Annotated in this window: 13 protein-coding genes; 5 read left to right on the top strand and 8 right to left on the bottom strand. The window is 63.6% G+C overall.

Going from position 1 to position 13,735, the window contains the following annotated elements; all coding sequences use genetic code 11:
* Positions 1-8 precede the first annotated feature (8 nt).
* Entirely contained in the window at positions 9-1,583 is a 1,575-nt protein-coding gene (gene guaA / locus QP909_RS02100) for a glutamine-hydrolyzing GMP synthase (protein WP_284765974.1), read from the top strand.
* Positions 1,584-1,648: 65 nt separating this feature from the next.
* On the opposite strand, the gene QP909_RS02095 is transcribed toward guaA, so the two are convergent.
* Both QP909_RS02095 and QP909_RS02090 read right to left on the bottom strand, forming a co-directional pair.
* Complete coding sequence (locus tag QP909_RS02095; protein ID WP_284765973.1) at positions 1,649-2,686, bottom strand: HNH endonuclease signature motif containing protein; 1,038 nt, start codon at positions 2,684-2,686, stop codon at positions 1,649-1,651.
* 137 nt (positions 2,687-2,823) lie between these two features.
* Positions 2,824-3,243, bottom strand: coding sequence for a hypothetical protein (locus tag QP909_RS02090; protein ID WP_284765972.1), 420 nt, complete (start codon positions 3,241-3,243; stop codon positions 2,824-2,826).
* Between the two features lie 64 nt (positions 3,244-3,307).
* Here QP909_RS02090 and imuA' point away from each other — a divergent pair, with 64 nt between their 5' ends.
* Together imuA' and QP909_RS02080 are read left to right on the top strand one after the other, a co-directional pair.
* Positions 3,308-3,970 (top strand): DnaE2-dependent mutagenesis accessory factor ImuA', encoded by a 663-nt coding sequence (imuA', locus tag QP909_RS02085; RefSeq protein ID WP_502868555.1) that lies wholly within the window; start codon positions 3,308-3,310, stop codon positions 3,968-3,970.
* Complete coding sequence (locus QP909_RS02080; protein WP_284765971.1) at positions 3,967-5,490, top strand: Y-family DNA polymerase; 1,524 nt, start codon at positions 3,967-3,969, stop codon at positions 5,488-5,490. Before imuA' ends, QP909_RS02080 begins: the two co-directional genes overlap by 4 nt.
* On the opposite strand, the gene QP909_RS02075 is transcribed toward QP909_RS02080, so the two are convergent.
* Positions 5,487-6,044, bottom strand: a complete 558-nt coding sequence (locus QP909_RS02075) for an AMIN-like domain-containing (lipo)protein (protein ID WP_284765970.1) — start codon at positions 6,042-6,044, stop codon at positions 5,487-5,489. The two genes, QP909_RS02080 and QP909_RS02075, sit on opposite strands and share 4 nt — an antisense overlap.
* Before the next feature lie 110 nt (positions 6,045-6,154).
* On the opposite strand from QP909_RS02075, the gene QP909_RS02070 reads away from it, so the two are divergent.
* The gene (locus tag QP909_RS02070) at positions 6,155-7,015 is read left to right on the top strand and encodes a sucrase ferredoxin (protein WP_284765969.1); all 861 of its coding nucleotides are present in this window, start codon (positions 6,155-6,157) and stop codon (positions 7,013-7,015) included.
* 35 nt (positions 7,016-7,050) lie between these two features.
* Here QP909_RS02070 and QP909_RS02065 read toward each other — a convergent pair whose 3' ends face one another.
* The 3 genes from QP909_RS02065 to QP909_RS02055 all read right to left on the bottom strand — a co-directional run bounded on the left by QP909_RS02065 (position 7,051) and on the right by QP909_RS02055 (position 9,699).
* Positions 7,051-7,731, bottom strand: coding sequence for a methionine ABC transporter permease (locus QP909_RS02065; protein ID WP_284765968.1), 681 nt, complete (start codon positions 7,729-7,731; stop codon positions 7,051-7,053).
* Entirely contained in the window at positions 7,728-8,765 is a 1,038-nt protein-coding gene (locus QP909_RS02060; RefSeq protein WP_284765967.1) for a methionine ABC transporter ATP-binding protein, read from the bottom strand. The genes QP909_RS02065 and QP909_RS02060 overlap by 4 nt, the downstream gene beginning before the upstream one ends.
* Positions 8,766-8,835: 70 nt before the next feature.
* Entirely contained in the window at positions 8,836-9,699 is an 864-nt protein-coding gene (locus QP909_RS02055; RefSeq protein ID WP_239192935.1) for a MetQ/NlpA family ABC transporter substrate-binding protein, read from the bottom strand.
* Between the two features lie 137 nt (positions 9,700-9,836).
* Here QP909_RS02055 and QP909_RS02050 point away from each other — a divergent pair, with 137 nt between their 5' ends.
* A complete protein-coding gene (locus QP909_RS02050) occupies positions 9,837-12,956 on the top strand; it encodes an error-prone DNA polymerase (RefSeq protein ID WP_284765966.1) in 3,120 nt (1,039 codons plus the stop codon).
* Here the strand turns inward: QP909_RS02050 and QP909_RS02045 are convergent.
* Together QP909_RS02045 and QP909_RS02040 are read right to left on the bottom strand one after the other, a co-directional pair.
* Positions 12,953-13,450: a hypothetical protein gene (locus QP909_RS02045; RefSeq protein ID WP_284765965.1), complete on the bottom strand. Its 498-nt coding sequence runs from the start codon at positions 13,448-13,450 to the stop codon at positions 12,953-12,955. The two genes, QP909_RS02050 and QP909_RS02045, sit on opposite strands and share 4 nt — an antisense overlap.
* On the bottom strand, positions 13,450-13,713 hold the full coding sequence (locus QP909_RS02040; protein WP_005322660.1) for a helix-turn-helix transcriptional regulator: 264 nt from the start codon (positions 13,711-13,713) through the stop codon (positions 13,450-13,452). Before QP909_RS02040 ends, QP909_RS02045 begins: the two co-directional genes overlap by 1 nt.
* Positions 13,714-13,735 lie beyond the last annotated feature (22 nt).

The raw sequence follows: 13,735 nt of genomic DNA, 5'->3' as shown, positions 1-13,735 counted from the left end.
TATGGGGCGTGACTAAGCCAAATACTACCCCGCGCCCCGTCCTCGTTGTGGACTTTGGCGCTCAGTACGCGCAGCTTATTGCCCGTCGCGTGCGCGAGGCCAAGATTTACTCCGAGGTTGTCCCCAACTCCGCTTCTGTAGAGGAAATTAAAGCAAAGGATCCAGCCGCTCTCATTTTGTCGGGTGGACCTTCTTCCGTATATGCCGATGGCGCCCCGGCCCTCAAGCCGGAGCTACTTGAGCTCGGCATTCCGGTTTTCGGCATTTGCTACGGCTTCCAGGCCATGAACCATGCGCTTGGTGGCACTGTCTCTTCCACCGGCGAGCGTGAGTACGGCCGTACCGATATGAATGTTAAGGGCGGTGTACTTCACGAAGGCCTGGAGGCTACCCACAAAGTGTGGATGTCCCACGGCGATGCCGTATCTGCCGCTCCCGAAGGCTTTGAGGTTACTGCTACTTCGGCCGGTGCTCCCGTTGCCGCTATGGAGTGCCCAGCCAAGCAGATGGCCGGCGTGCAGTACCACCCTGAGGTGCTCCACTCGCCGCACGGCCAAGAGGTGCTTACCCGTTTCCTTACCGAGATCGCTGGCCTAGAGCAGAATTGGACGGCCGATAATATCGCCGAGCAGCTCATCGCGGATGTCCGCGCACAGGTGGGCGAGGAAGGCCGCGCTATTTGTGGCCTGTCCGGCGGTGTGGACTCCGCTGTGGCGGCCGCACTGGTGCAGCGCGCCATTGGAGATCGCCTCACCTGTGTCTTCGTTGACCACGGCTTGCTGCGTGCCGGCGAGCGCGAGCAGGTGGAGAAGGACTTTGTCGCCTCCACTGGCGCGAAGCTGGTGACTGCGGATGAGCGCGCTGCCTTCCTGGAAAAGCTGGCAGGCGTTAGCGACCCAGAAGCCAAGCGTAAGGCCATCGGTGCGGAGTTTATCCGTTCCTTTGAGCGCGCGGTTGCAGGCGTGCTTGACGACGCCCCCGCAGGCTCCACCATCGACTACCTCGTTCAGGGCACCCTGTACCCGGACGTTGTCGAGTCTGGCGGCGGCGATGGCACGGCGAATATTAAGTCTCACCACAATGTCGGCGGTTTGCCAGATGACGTGGAGTTCGAACTGGTTGAGCCGCTGCGCCTGCTGTTTAAGGACGAGGTACGTGCCGTCGGCCGCGAGCTAGGCTTGCCAGAAGAGATCGTTAGCCGCCAGCCATTCCCAGGCCCGGGATTGGGTATCCGCATCATCGGTGAGGTAACCGAGGAGCGCTTGGAAACCCTGCGCGAGGCAGACCTCATTGCCCGCACCGAGCTGACCAATGCCGGCCTGGATGACCAGATTTGGCAGTGCCCGGTAGTACTGCTGGCCGATGTCCGCTCCGTTGGCGTGCAGGGCGACGGCCGCACTTACGGCCACCCGATCGTGCTGCGCCCAGTGTCCTCGGAGGACGCCATGACCGCGGACTGGACTCGCTTGCCGTACGAGGTGCTGGAGAAGATTTCTACCCGCATCACCAACGAGGTGAAGGACGTCAACCGCGTGGTCTTGGACTGCACCTCCAAGCCACCGGGAACCATCGAGTGGGAGTAAAACGGCATGCGTAGAAGGCGCTCAGTCTAGTGCTGAGCGCCTTTCGCTCGTTTTGGCGCCGGCGTTTACTCACGCGGGGTAAACGGTGGCCGCCACACAATGCGCCCGCCCACCCGCTCGAGGCGGCCGCGCCGAGGTGGGGCGTTGGGGTCATCGTCGTTGACGCCATTATGATAAGCGCAGCACATGACCAGGTTTTTCATATTCGTTTCCCCGCCATTGCTCCACGCCTTGAGGTGGTGGACTTGGGAGAGGTCGGCCGGCTGGTTGCAGCCCGGCCAGGCGCAGCGTGGATTTTCTGCAGCGGCCATAATGCGCTGCTTGTCATTGGCCACGCGCGCCGTGCGGTAGAGATTGACTGGACCTTCTTCGGGGTGCACGAGCGTGACGTAGCCGGTTTCTTTGTCGCCAGCAAAGCCGACGTCGTTGAGCACGCGGCGTAGATATTCGGTGCCGGTGATGGTGGCGCCATTGGTCAGATCGAGCTCGATATCATCGCCGCGGCCGTCGCGGATGCGGATGAATTTGTCTAACGGCACGATGGCATTGGTCACCACTTCTGCCCGCGCGGCCGCAGCTTGGTCAAAGAAGATCTTTTCTACCGCCTCGAGCGATTGCTTTCCGGTCGCGGCCAGCGCTGCGTTGAGATCCGCGATGAAACTAGAGGTTCCGGTGATGGCAAGCGTCCAGTAATCATTGGGGCGTCGGTAAGTGCGCACGCCTGGGCTTACGGTGTCGTCTTTCATCTCGCGCAGGCGCCGTCGGGCGTGTTTAAGGATGTGGCTCATCGAGCCGGTCATCGCGCAGCATTCCGCGCGCAGCTGCCAGGCCTGCTTCTTGCTTGGCGCGCGGTTAACAATGCGTTCTAGGGCGGCAAGGGTGGCGATGGAGTGGGTGTTGCGGCGGGCGTCGGCAATAGCGCGGTGCTGCAGGCGCGTAAATTTGGTGCGGCCGAAGTAGCTTTCGCACAAAAGAAGCAGATCGGCGGCGATGGCATCGGGTGCGCCGCGGTCCATGAGCTCGGACCCGGACATGCCTTGGCATCCGGCGATGATGTCCATGCCAGGGCCCAAGGCGGTGAGGTAGGTCTCGAGTGCGTTCATGCCTGCAACGCTACGGCGCGCACCTACACCGGCGCAGGGCCGGCGCAACCGCTACGGCCGATTCTGTGGATAACCCGGCCCGCATACTCGCCGTGGGCCGGAAAAGCTGTGGATAACCCCGAAAAGTGTCGTATAGATTAGGCAAACGCGAGCCGGCGCGTGCCATCCACGTGGGGGAAGACGAAAAAGCTCAGCCCAAAGACCACTAGCCACACCAGCCCGGCGCCCCATGCGGGCAGGGCCACGATGGGCGCGAGCATCACCATAAGCCACAGAATCATCAGTGGCACGAGCTGTGCGATGGTGGGAACCAGAGTGACGTTGCGCTTGTCGGCATAAGCGCGCATCGCGCGGCGGTAGGGGTGGGCAAAGACGAGAACGAAGGCCGCCACGAGGCATACGAGTGCCCCGACCAGTGCGGCAAAGATATGCGCGCGGCTAGCCAAGAGTGCCACGGCCGCACCGATGAGGATGGACGAGCCCAAGCGCACCCATGGCGGAGTAGGGATGGGGGTGGTGTGCTCGCGCATCGCGCTGTAGGCAGCGTTGAAGTTCATGCCGCTAAGGCTACCATTCGAACATACACTTGCATGTGTCCGGGTGGGGGTTCATACTATTCGGGTGAGTCAAACGAGCGTTCGCCTAGAAAAAGCAGTGGCCGGCCTGGGCAGGTTGGACCGTGTGGCGATGCTGCGTACTCGCATGCGCACTATGGAGCGTGGTCCGGAAGAAGAGCTGGTAGATACGCTCCCCGGGCTGGCGCGCTTGCTTCCTGCAGGTGGGTTGGCGCGCCGGCGGGTGGTGCACTGTGCAAATTGTCCAGCGCTTATTGTGGAGCTTATCTGTCACCTCACTGCCCGTGGTGGGCATGTGGGAGTGGTGGGGTGGCCGGATTTACTACTCGCACAAGTGGCCGAGGAGGGGGCTATCGAACGCGTGGTAACCGTGCCGGATCCGGGCCTGGAATCCTGGATGGTAACGGGAGTATTGGCGGAAGGATTGGACCTTGTCATCCACCATGGGCCGCCCGGCGAGGTGAGCCCCACCAAGGCCCGGCCGGTGCTGGCGAAGGTGCGCAGCGGGCGCGCGGCGGTGCTTACGGTCGGCACCCGGCTGCCGGGCACGGCGGTGGGGATAGGGGCGCGGGTGAGTGCCTATCGGGGCGTCGGCAAGGGCAGCGGGCGCATTCGCGGCGTGGACATGGACGTGGAGGTGACCTCGAAGCTGGGTGCCTCGCGCGGGGTGCTCACGGTGGGGCAGCGCCGCCGGTTGGAGGCCGTATGAGGGTAGCGGCCGTCTGGTTTCCGGATTGGCCCATCCAGGCCGCCGGCGGGCAGGGGCCGATGGTTATTGCGCGCAACCACGCGGTGGCGGTGTGCGATAGGGAGGCGCGCCGGGCGGGCGTGCGGCGGGGGATGCGCCTGCGCCAGGCCCAAGCGCTGTGCCCCGAGGCGGCAGTGGTGGAGGCCAATCCGGACCGGGATGGCGCGGCGTTTGCGGAGGTCGCGGCCGGCTTAGATGCGGTGGCGACCTCGGTGGAGGTGCTGCGCCCGGGCCTGGCGATTGTGGATGCGGGCGCGGCGCTGCGCTACCACGGAGAGAAGGCACTAGAGATGCTTGTCGACGCCTCTTCGTACGCCGGCTTCGACTCCACCCTCGGCGTCGCCGATGAGATTGCCACGGCCGTCATCGCGGCCCGGCACCGTGGCGTGGGCGCAGTGGTGCCGGAGGGCGGCTCGCGGGAGTTTTTGGCCGCCCAGCCTATAGGTGTACTGGCGGCCGATGAGGCCTTGGGCTTTGAGGCTGGGTTTATCGCGCAGCTGGATAAGCTGGGTGTGCGGCGGCTGGGTGACTTGGCTGCGCTGCCGTTTAAGCAGGTAGCCACCCGGTTTGGTGAGCCTGGCCGGCGTGCGCACGAACTGGCCCAAGCCCGTGCGGATAGGCGCGTGGCCCCAGAGCTGGCGCGCCCGGATCTGGCGGTGGAGATGGAAGAGCGCATCGAGCGCGTGGACGCGGCGGCCTTCGCAGCCCGCCAACTCGCGGCCCGGCTGCATGCCCGCTTGGAGGAGGCCGGCAAGGTATGCCTGCGGCTGCGCGTGGTGGCGGAGTTTGGCACCGGTGAGGAGCTGGCGCGGGTATGGCGCACGCAGGAGGCGCTGACGGAGCAGGCCACCGCGGACCGGGTGCGCTGGCAGCTCGATGGCTGGCTCACGCGCGCTACTGGTGAGGGCGCGGCCATTCACCGCCTAGCGCTGGAGCCGGTGGAGGTTGCCGCCCCGTCCGCCACCGGCCTCTGGGGTGGGGAAGGCTCGCAGGAGCAGGTCAAACGCGTGATCACCCGTGTGCAATCGCAGCTGGGGGTGGATCGTGTGCTGCAGCCGCGGGCGGTGGGCGGCCGTGGGGTGGCCGAGCGCATCGAGTACGTGCCCTATGGCGAGCAGCGTGACGCACCGCCGGACGGCGAGTGGCCCGGCCGCATTCCCGCGCCCCTGCCCGCGCGGCTGGGCGGTGGGCCGAACCACCCAGCCGCGCGCATTCGGCTTATCGACGCCGCCGAGCGCCCCGTCTTCGTTACCGCCGAAGCCCTCCTGTCCGGGGTGCCCGTGGCCTTGAGCTGGGGCGCGCATCGCTTCCGCGTGCTGGGCTGGGCCGGCCCCTGGCCGGTGGATACGCAGTGGTGGACCGATGCTCCGCAACACGTAGCGCGCCTGCAGGTGGTGGGCCAAGCCGAGCACGAAGAGCATCAGCGGGCCTGGCTCTTGGTATGGTCCGGCGGCCGCTGGCGGGTTGAGGCGACCTATTAATCGCGAATATCGACCACGAGACGGGTGGGGTTATCGAGCACCTGCACGGAATAAGGCTTGCGAGAGGTCATGCCGATGACAAATTGGCAGCGGCCCTCGTAGGTGCCGCCATTGACCACTTGGGTGACAATTCCTTCCGTAGGGGCATCCACCACGCCGATGCGGGGATCATCTTTGCCGGCTTCGAAGGGGTAGACCACGCCGTCGATATTGACATTGAGTGCGGTCTCTCCGGAGTGGTCAATGGTCTTGCCGGAACCCTGCTGTGTGGGTGTATCGGCGTAATCCACGAACCAGCCGGGAGCGCCGCCGCCGTCGAGCTCGAAGACGACGCGCTCAAAACCCTCGTGCCGGCCGATGCGCACGTCGGTCACCGTGAGCTCGGAGGGCGCCTGCGGCCGGAGGGTTTTCATCTCCATATTGGCCTGGCCCAGCGGATTGAGCTGGGAGTTATCCGCAGACGCAGCCATGGTGGTGCGGTCCGTCTCGTGGGCGGCGCAGCCGCTGAGAAAAGCAGCGACGAGAAGCGTTGCGGCGAGACGGACTTTCAACATGTCCCCTAGGTTATATTTTCGGCCGTGAACTGTATAGCTGAGGGGGTACTTCGTGGCCGAATTGTTGCCAAGGGTGTGAGCTGAAAAGCAGAAAGGTTAGGCTTAGGTATATGACCGAGTTCTGTTCAGATATCCAGGTAGAGCCGCTGCCAGGCACGGCGAAGAAGGAATCCGTCTATGTGCTTTTCGAGTGGCCGGGCGGATGGTCGCGAGACGTGCTCGACGGCGATACCTTTGGGCCGGAGCTCACAGCGCAGCTCAAGACCAAGCTGAAGGGCATGGCGGGGCTGCAGCTTATTCGCCGGCCGGGCCGCGATGGCCGCCAGGTGGGCAAGATGCACCGCTGCTACCTGGTGTGGGCCGAGCAGGGCGTGATGGAACTCGTGCTGCTGACGGGCCCGGAGAAGATCCTCGATCTGGACCTGACCGGGCCTGGCCGCAATGGGGGCGGCGCTTTGGATACGCCGCTGGTGCTGGTGTGCACGCATGCGAAGCGCGATACGTGCTGTGCGGTCAAGGGGCGGCCGCTGGCCGCGGAGCTGGTGGCGGATTACCCAGATATGGTGTGGGAGACCTCGCACACGAAGGGGCACCGGTTCGCGCCGTCGGTCATGCTCATGCCGTGGGGCTATTCCTTTGGCCGTATGAATAAAGAAGCCGCCGCGCAGATGATTGCGGCGGCGGCGAAGGGGAAGTATTTCTACCCGGTAAATCGCGGGCGCGGTATTTTCGGCCCGCGCGGCCAGGTGGCGGAGTTGGCGGTGGCCCGCTCGCTTATCGACGCCGGCGAGAACCTCTCCTATGGCCAGCTCACCGCCACCGACGGCGGCGAGGTCAGCCACGCTGACGGCCGGCGCTGGCGCGTGGCGCTCGAGGAGCGCGAGGTAGAAGGCGTGGTCTCCTCGTGCGGCGATGCGCCGAAGAAAGGCCAAGCCATCGTGGCGACCGGCGTGGAGCCGGTCGCGGGGTAGGCTGCGCGGGGCGGGGCGGCGTCGGCAAGCGGGGGCTAGCGGCGCATGACCTTGGAGGAGAGCCAGTTGCCAAAGAACTGGGCGGCCTGCACCAGAACGATGATGATGAGCGTGGCCACGACGGTGACTTCCCACTCGAAGGCGCGGTAGCCGTAGACGATGGCAAAGTCGCCCAAGCCGCCGCCGCCGACGTAGCCGGCCATGGCGGACATATCCACAATGGCGATGAACAGGAAGGTGTAGCCCAGAATCAGCGGGCCGAGGGCCTCCGGAACGATCACGGAGGTAATGATCTTCCACGGCGAGGCACCCATGGAGCGGGCGGCCTCGATAACACCGGGATCGATGGCCACGAGGTTTTGCTCCACCACGCGGGCTACGGAGAAGGTCGCGGCGATGACCATGACGAAAGTCGCCGGTCCGCGGCCGATGGAACCGCCCATTACGGCGACGGTCAACGGCTGGGCAAAGGCCAGCAAGATGATGAACGGAATGGGGCGGACGAAGTTCACCAGCAGGTTAACAATGACGTAGACAAACCGGTTTTGCAGGATGCCGCCCGCGCGGGTGGTGTAGAGCAGCATGCCTAGGCCAAGGCCAAGGATGCCGGAGACGATGAGGGTGGTCGAGACCATGATGAGGGTGTCGACGATGGCGTCGGCGAGCGAGGGGCCAAGACGATCCCAGTTGGCTTGGGCGAGGTTGGTGACGGTCATCGTGCAATCTCCTCAATCTGGGTGGTGGTAGAAAGCGTGCGGTAGAACTCTTCGATGGCGTTATTGTCGCCGCTGAGTCGCACGGTCAGCTTGCCAAAGGAATGCTGCTGCAGCGTGGTGATACCGCCGTGGACGACGGCGATGGACACGCCGGCTTCCTTGAGCCGAGCGGCGGCGGTGAAGAAGCCAGATTCCTCGGTGAGGTTGATGGTAAACAGGCGGCCTTCGTGTGCAAGCAGGTCGTCGGTTTCGACAACGTCGGGTTCGTTGCGCAGCGAGGTGGCCACGAACTTGGCGGCCACGGAGGTCTGCGGGTTGGAGAAGACCTCATAGACGCTGCCTTGTTCCACTACGCGGCCGTTTTCCATCACGGCGACCTTATCGGCGATGGAGCGTACGACTTCCATCTCGTGGGTAATGACCACGATGGTAATGCCAAATTCCTTGTTCACCCGCCGCAGTAGGTCGAGGACTTCCTGCGTGGTGGTGGGGTCGAGGGCGGAAGTGGCTTCGTCGGCAAGCAGCAGCGAAGGGTTGGTGGCCAGCGCACGGGCAATGCCGACGCGCTGCTTCTGGCCGCCGGAAAGCTGCTCCGGGTAGCTCTTGCCCTTGTCTCCCAGGCCGACGAACTCTAACAGCTCTTGCACGCGCTGGGCGCGCTCCTGCTTGCCGACGCCCTGCAGCTGCAGCGGGTATTCAATATTGCCGGCCGCGGTGCGCGAGCTCATTAGGTTGAACTGCTGGAAGATCATGCCAATATTGCGGCGAATGCCGCGCAGTTTCCTCTCGGACATTCCAACGATATTGGTCTCGTCGAGCAACAGCTCGCCGGAGGACGGGGTGTCCAGGCCGTTGATCATCCGCACGAGGGTGGACTTGCCGGCGCCGGAATAACCAATGATGCCGACGATTTCGCCAGGCTCGATGGTCATAGAGACATGGTCGAGCGCCTTAATTCGCGCCTTTTTCTGCTTAAAGATCTTGGTGATCTCGCGGAACTCAATGCGGGTGCCGCGGTAGGTGGAATCTGCCACGTGTTTGCGTCCTTAGCTAGGAAAGTGCCAAACCCCGCCGGGGGCTCCGGCGGGGTAAAAGCAAGGGTGATTAGTCCAGATCTGCTTCGAGCTTATCTAGGATCTTCTGCAGATCCTCCTGGCTGCGCTCCACCTCGACGGAGGTACCGGCGGAGTCTTCGTCGACGCCCTCCTGGACGGCGTCGCTGTGCCATAGCTCGGCCAGCTTCTTGATGTCCTCGTTATCGGCGTCTTCCTCGCGGACGGCGAAGACATTGATGTACGGCTCTGCCTCTTCAGAGTTCGGGTCGTCCTGGAAGATGGCGGTGGCTGGGTCGATGCCGGCGCGCTCCAGGAAGGAGTTATTGATAATCGCCGGGGTGCCCTCGCCGTGTGCGGACGTGGTCTGTGCCGCATCTACCGGGGTGACCTTGACCTTGGACTTCCCTTCATCAATGTCTAGCGGGGTGGGCTCCAGATTGTCCTTGTCCTTCAGGGTGAGAAGGCCGGCCTGGACCAGCACGTTGATGGCGCGAGCCTGGTTGGTGGAGTCATTCGGGATGGCGACCTTTTCGCCCTCGATGCCGTCGAGGGAGTCGTGGTCCTTCCAGAACAGTGCCAGCGGCACGATCTCGGTAGCCACGATAGGCACCAGGTTGGTGCCGTTGCCGTGGTTATACTCCGCCAAGAACTTCAGGTGCTGGAAGTTATTGGTATCCAGCTCGCCCTGGTCCAGAGCCTGGTTCGGGGTGTTGTAATCCGCGAAAGGCTGGATATCGATGTCATAGCCTGCGTTCTTTGCTTCCTGCTCGAACGCTACCCAGGCCTTCTTTGCATCATCGGTGGTGCCGACTTTGATGGTCTTGGAGTCATCGGAGTCGGAAGAGCATGCCACCAGGCTGGTGGCAGCGATGGTTACGGCGGCGGTAGCAGCCACTACGCGACGGATCTGCATGGGGAATCCCCTTCTTGTAGGAGTTGAAATAATTTGTCTGTTTAGCAACTTAGCAATCAACGAACCGCTTTGTCTATTGCGAGCATCACGTCCCACCGGCTTGTCTAGAACAATGATTCGATATTACGCTGTGTGGAGTGAAATTTAATGGCGGAAAGGCGCTGTCGTGGTCGCGGGTGGAGCGCATCCTCTCCGGCCGTGAATCTGCTGCGCCCGTGCCGGTGGATCACCTTCACGGACCAACGGTTCCTGCCCAGCGCGGTCACTCCGCCGTGCCCTTTGCGGAGCTGCATGCGGTAAGTTCCTATAGTTTTCTTGATGGCGCCGCCGAGCCGGAGGAACTGGTGGCCCGGGCTGTGGAGCTGGGGCTTGAGGGGCTGGCCATCGTGGACCGCGATGGTTTTTATGGACTCATGAAATTTGCTGAAGCCGCAGCTAAAGCGGACCTTCCGGCTGTATATGGTGCGGAGCTATCGCTCGCGGAGGGTTCGGTGACCGTCCTAGCGCGCACTCCGGAGGGGTATCGCCGTCTGTCGCGCCTCATTGCGCGCGCCCGGATGGAAGCCGGGGAGAAGGATCGCGTGGCTTATCCGTCCTTGGATGAAGTGGCGCGCGAACTGGAAGGGGAGTGCTTCTTTCTGGTGGGGCCGGAGGCGCTAGCAGAAATCGATAACTTGCTCGAAAGAATAAAAATAGACAGCATAGTTCTCGAATATTCGTGCAGCATGTCCCCCGAGGATGCGGATCAGCATCGTTTCCTCGATAAATACAATAACCTGCGGGCCATCGCAACCGCACGGCCCGCGGCCGCGACCCGCGGCCAAACTCGGCTCGCCGCCGCCAAGCGTGCCCTGGCCCGGCGCGAATCCCTCGCGGCCGCCGCGCCGCACGCCCACCCCATGGGTGCAGGCTGGCTGCGATCCGGCGAGCAGATGGCGCAACTCTTGCCGGATCGGCCGGAGCTCATCGCCGCAACCGTGGCGCTCGCCCGCGAGTGCTCCTTTACCTGGGGTGCCCTCGCGCCCAACCTGCCGCATTTTCCGGTGCCGGAGGGGTACACCGAAATGAGCTGGCTGGAGCACGAGGTCTGGCGCCGCGCCAAGGACCGCTATGTTTCGCGCCCGGCCGAGATTAGGCAGGCGGCAAGGAAACAGATTCGGCATGAGCTGGGCGTCATCAAGCAGCTGGGCTTCCCCGGCTACTTCCTGATCGTGTGCGACCTGGTGGATTTTTGCCGCCGCGAGAATATTCTGTGCCAAGGTCGCGGCTCGGCCGCCAACTCTGCGGTGTGCTTCGCGCTGGGCATTACCAATGCCGAGCCCATCTCCGCGCAGCTGCTTTTCGAGCGTTTTCTCTCCCCAGACCGTGATGGCCCTCCCGATATTGATATCGACATCGAGTCCGGCCGCCGCGAAGAGGTTATCCAGTACGTGTATCGCACCCACGGCCGGGAACGCGCGGCGCAAGTGGCTAATGTCATTACCTATCGCCGCAAGGGGGCGACCCGCGATGCCGCCCGCGCGTTGGGCTACCCGCAGGGATCGGCCGATGCGTGGTCGAAAGGTACCTCTGAGCCGCCTGCCGACGTCTCCTCTTTGGCTGAGCAATTCCTCGGCCAGCCACGCCACCTGGGCATCCACTCCGGCGGCATGGTGCTATGTGACCGGCCCATTGCGGACGTCGTGCCCATGGAATGGGCGCGCATGGAAAATCGTTCCGTATTGCAGTGGGATAAGGACGATTGCGCGGCCGCCGGCCTGGTGAAATTCGATCTCTTGGGCCTGGGCATGTTGGAGGCGCTGCACCACATGATCGATGCCGTGCGCGCCACCACCGGCCGCGAGGTGCACCTGTGGGAGCTCGACCTTGCCGAGCCGGAGGTCTATGACATGCTCTGCCGCGCCGATGCGGTGGGCGTCTTCCAGGTGGAATCCCGTGCGCAGCTAGCCACGCTGCCGCGTCTGAAGCCGCGCCGCTTCTTTGACTTGGTGGTCGAGGTCGCGCTTATTCGGCCCGGCCCCATCCAAGGCGGGTCCGTGCATCCCTACCTGCGCCGCCGCGATGGCTTGGAGGAGGTCACCTATGACCATCCCGTGTTGGAGAAATCCCTGGGCAAAACCCTGGGCATCCCGCTCTTCCAAGAACAGCTGATGCAGATCGCTGTCGACGCCGCCGGCTTCTCCGGTGCCGAGGCCGATGACCTGCGCCGCGCCATGGGCTCGAAGCGCTCCCCGGAAAAGATGGCCGCGCTGCGCAGCCGCTTCTTTGCCGGCCTGCGCGAGACCAACGGTATTGAGGGTGAGGTAGCGGATAAGCTTTGGGCAAAAATCGTGGCCTTCGCCGCCTATGGTTTTCCGGAATCGCACTCGCAGTCCTTTGCCTCGCTGGTGTATTTTTCCGCGTGGTTTAAGTACCACTACCCGGCGGAATTCTGCGTGGGGTTGCTGCGCGCGCAGCCGATGGGGTTCTATTCCCCGCAGTCGCTCATCCAGGATGCTCGGCGCCACGGCGTGCGGGTGCTGCCGGTAAGCATTAATGACTCCGGCGCCCAGGCCCGCGCGACGGGCTCGGCCGAGATTCGCTTGGGCCTTAACCTCATCAAGGGTCTAGGGGAGTCCGCTGCCGAGCGCGTGGAGGCGGCCGCGCCTTTTACTAGCGTGTCTGATCTTTCGCGCCGGGCGGATCTCAGCGTGGAGCAGGTGGAGGCGCTGGCTACGGCCGGGGCATTGGAGTGCCTGGGGCTGGATCGTCGCCAAGCGCTGTGGCAGGCTGGCGTCGCCGCCACCGAGCGTGAGGGCATGCTGCCCGGTACGTCCGCCCTGGCCTCGCCGCACCTGCCCGGTATGTCCGCGTTTGAGCTCATGGCTACCGACGTCGCCGCCACCGGCGTGACCCATAACCAGCAGCCGATGGAGCTGGTGCGTGCTTCGCTTGCCGACGTCCTCCCCGCCTCCCAGCTCCCTCATGTCCCCGATGGCACCCGCGTGCGCATCGCCGGCATTATTACTCACCGCCAGCGCCCACGTACTGCTTCTGGCCTGACCTTTTTGGGCGTCGAGGATGAAACCGGCCTGATGAACGTGATGGTCTCACCCGGATTGTGGTCGCGGCACAAAGTTCTGGCCCGCACCGCCCGGGCAATGATCATCCGCGGCATCGTACAAAATGCCACCGGCGCGGTCAGCGTGGTCGCAGATAAGCTCGAGCCGCTGGACTTTGGGGAATTCCTCTCCCGCGGCTCCCGCGACTTCCGCTAGTTGCCGCCGCTGCGCAGCTCGTCCGCGTTGAGCTTATTGGCCAATTCCTTGGCTACCGCAAACGGAATCCACAGCAGCTGGATATAGATGAGCTTGGCAAAGAAGATGGCGATATTAGCCCCCGAGGTCGCTTCCTCCACCGCAACCTGCTCCGCGCCGGAGAAGCGCAGCCCAAATGCCGTGGCGCCGGCGACGAGGAAGAGCACTATGGCCGTGGCCAATGCGGTTTTCAGGCCTTTGTCGCGGGCGTCGGTATGCAGGCGCAGCTCGTACTCATCCATTTCCGTAGTGGGAACGTCGAGGTGCCGAATGGACTGGCGCAGCCACGTGGTGCACGTGGTCGCCGCAATGCCGGCTATCGGCCACAGCAGATTAGACAAGCCAAGCGCGAAGAAGTGCAGGGCCGCCGCCACGATGGCCAGGCCGAGGAAAATATCGCCGGCTAGGATCAAGTGCTTGCGGCGGGAAACAGAGGCGGGAATTGTGGTAGCCATTAGGAATTCTTCCTATAGATTTCAGTGGACATAGGGGCAAATTCCTGGCGGGAAAAAATAGCCTCCACGGGGAGGTCAAAGACCTCACAGACGCGGAAGGCTAAGTCCAGGCTGGGCGAGTGGTCGCCGCGCTCAAGCGCGCCGACGGTCTGAGGGTTGACGTCGATGGCCTCAGCCAGCTGCGCGCGCGACATGTCCCGCTCGGCGCGCAGCACGCGTACCCGGTTATAAATGGGTGCGGAGGGCTTCTTCTTTGGGGACATGAGTCAAAGTATTGCATAAACC

The sequence above is a fragment of the Corynebacterium sp. MSK195 genome (assembly GCF_030228885.1).
Lineage (GTDB): Bacteria > Actinomycetota > Actinomycetes > Mycobacteriales > Mycobacteriaceae > Corynebacterium.
This window is presented reverse-complemented; position numbering and strand designations above follow the sequence as displayed.

Excerpts from the sequence above, each read along its gene's own strand:
- QP909_RS02090 (WP_284765972.1), bottom strand. The coding sequence starts at position 3,243 with ATGAACTTCAACGCTGCCTACAGCGCGATGCGCGAGCACACCACCCCC.
- QP909_RS02075 (WP_284765970.1), bottom strand. The coding sequence starts at position 6,044 with ATGTTGAAAGTCCGTCTCGCCGCAACGCTTCTCGTCGCTGCTTTTCTC.
- QP909_RS02045 (WP_284765965.1), bottom strand. The coding sequence starts at position 13,450 with ATGGCTACCACAATTCCCGCCTCTGTTTCCCGCCGCAAGCACTTGATC.
- QP909_RS02080 (WP_284765971.1), top strand. The coding sequence starts at position 3,967 with ATGAGGGTAGCGGCCGTCTGGTTTCCGGATTGGCCCATCCAGGCCGCC.
- QP909_RS02065 (WP_284765968.1), bottom strand. The coding sequence starts at position 7,731 with ATGACCGTCACCAACCTCGCCCAAGCCAACTGGGATCGTCTTGGCCCC.
- QP909_RS02055 (WP_239192935.1), bottom strand. The coding sequence starts at position 9,699 with ATGCAGATCCGTCGCGTAGTGGCTGCTACCGCCGCCGTAACCATCGCT.
- QP909_RS02070 (WP_284765969.1), top strand. The coding sequence starts at position 6,155 with ATGACCGAGTTCTGTTCAGATATCCAGGTAGAGCCGCTGCCAGGCACG.
- QP909_RS02095 (WP_284765973.1), bottom strand. The coding sequence starts at position 2,686 with ATGAACGCACTCGAGACCTACCTCACCGCCTTGGGCCCTGGCATGGAC.
- QP909_RS02040 (WP_005322660.1), bottom strand. The coding sequence starts at position 13,713 with ATGTCCCCAAAGAAGAAGCCCTCCGCACCCATTTATAACCGGGTACGC.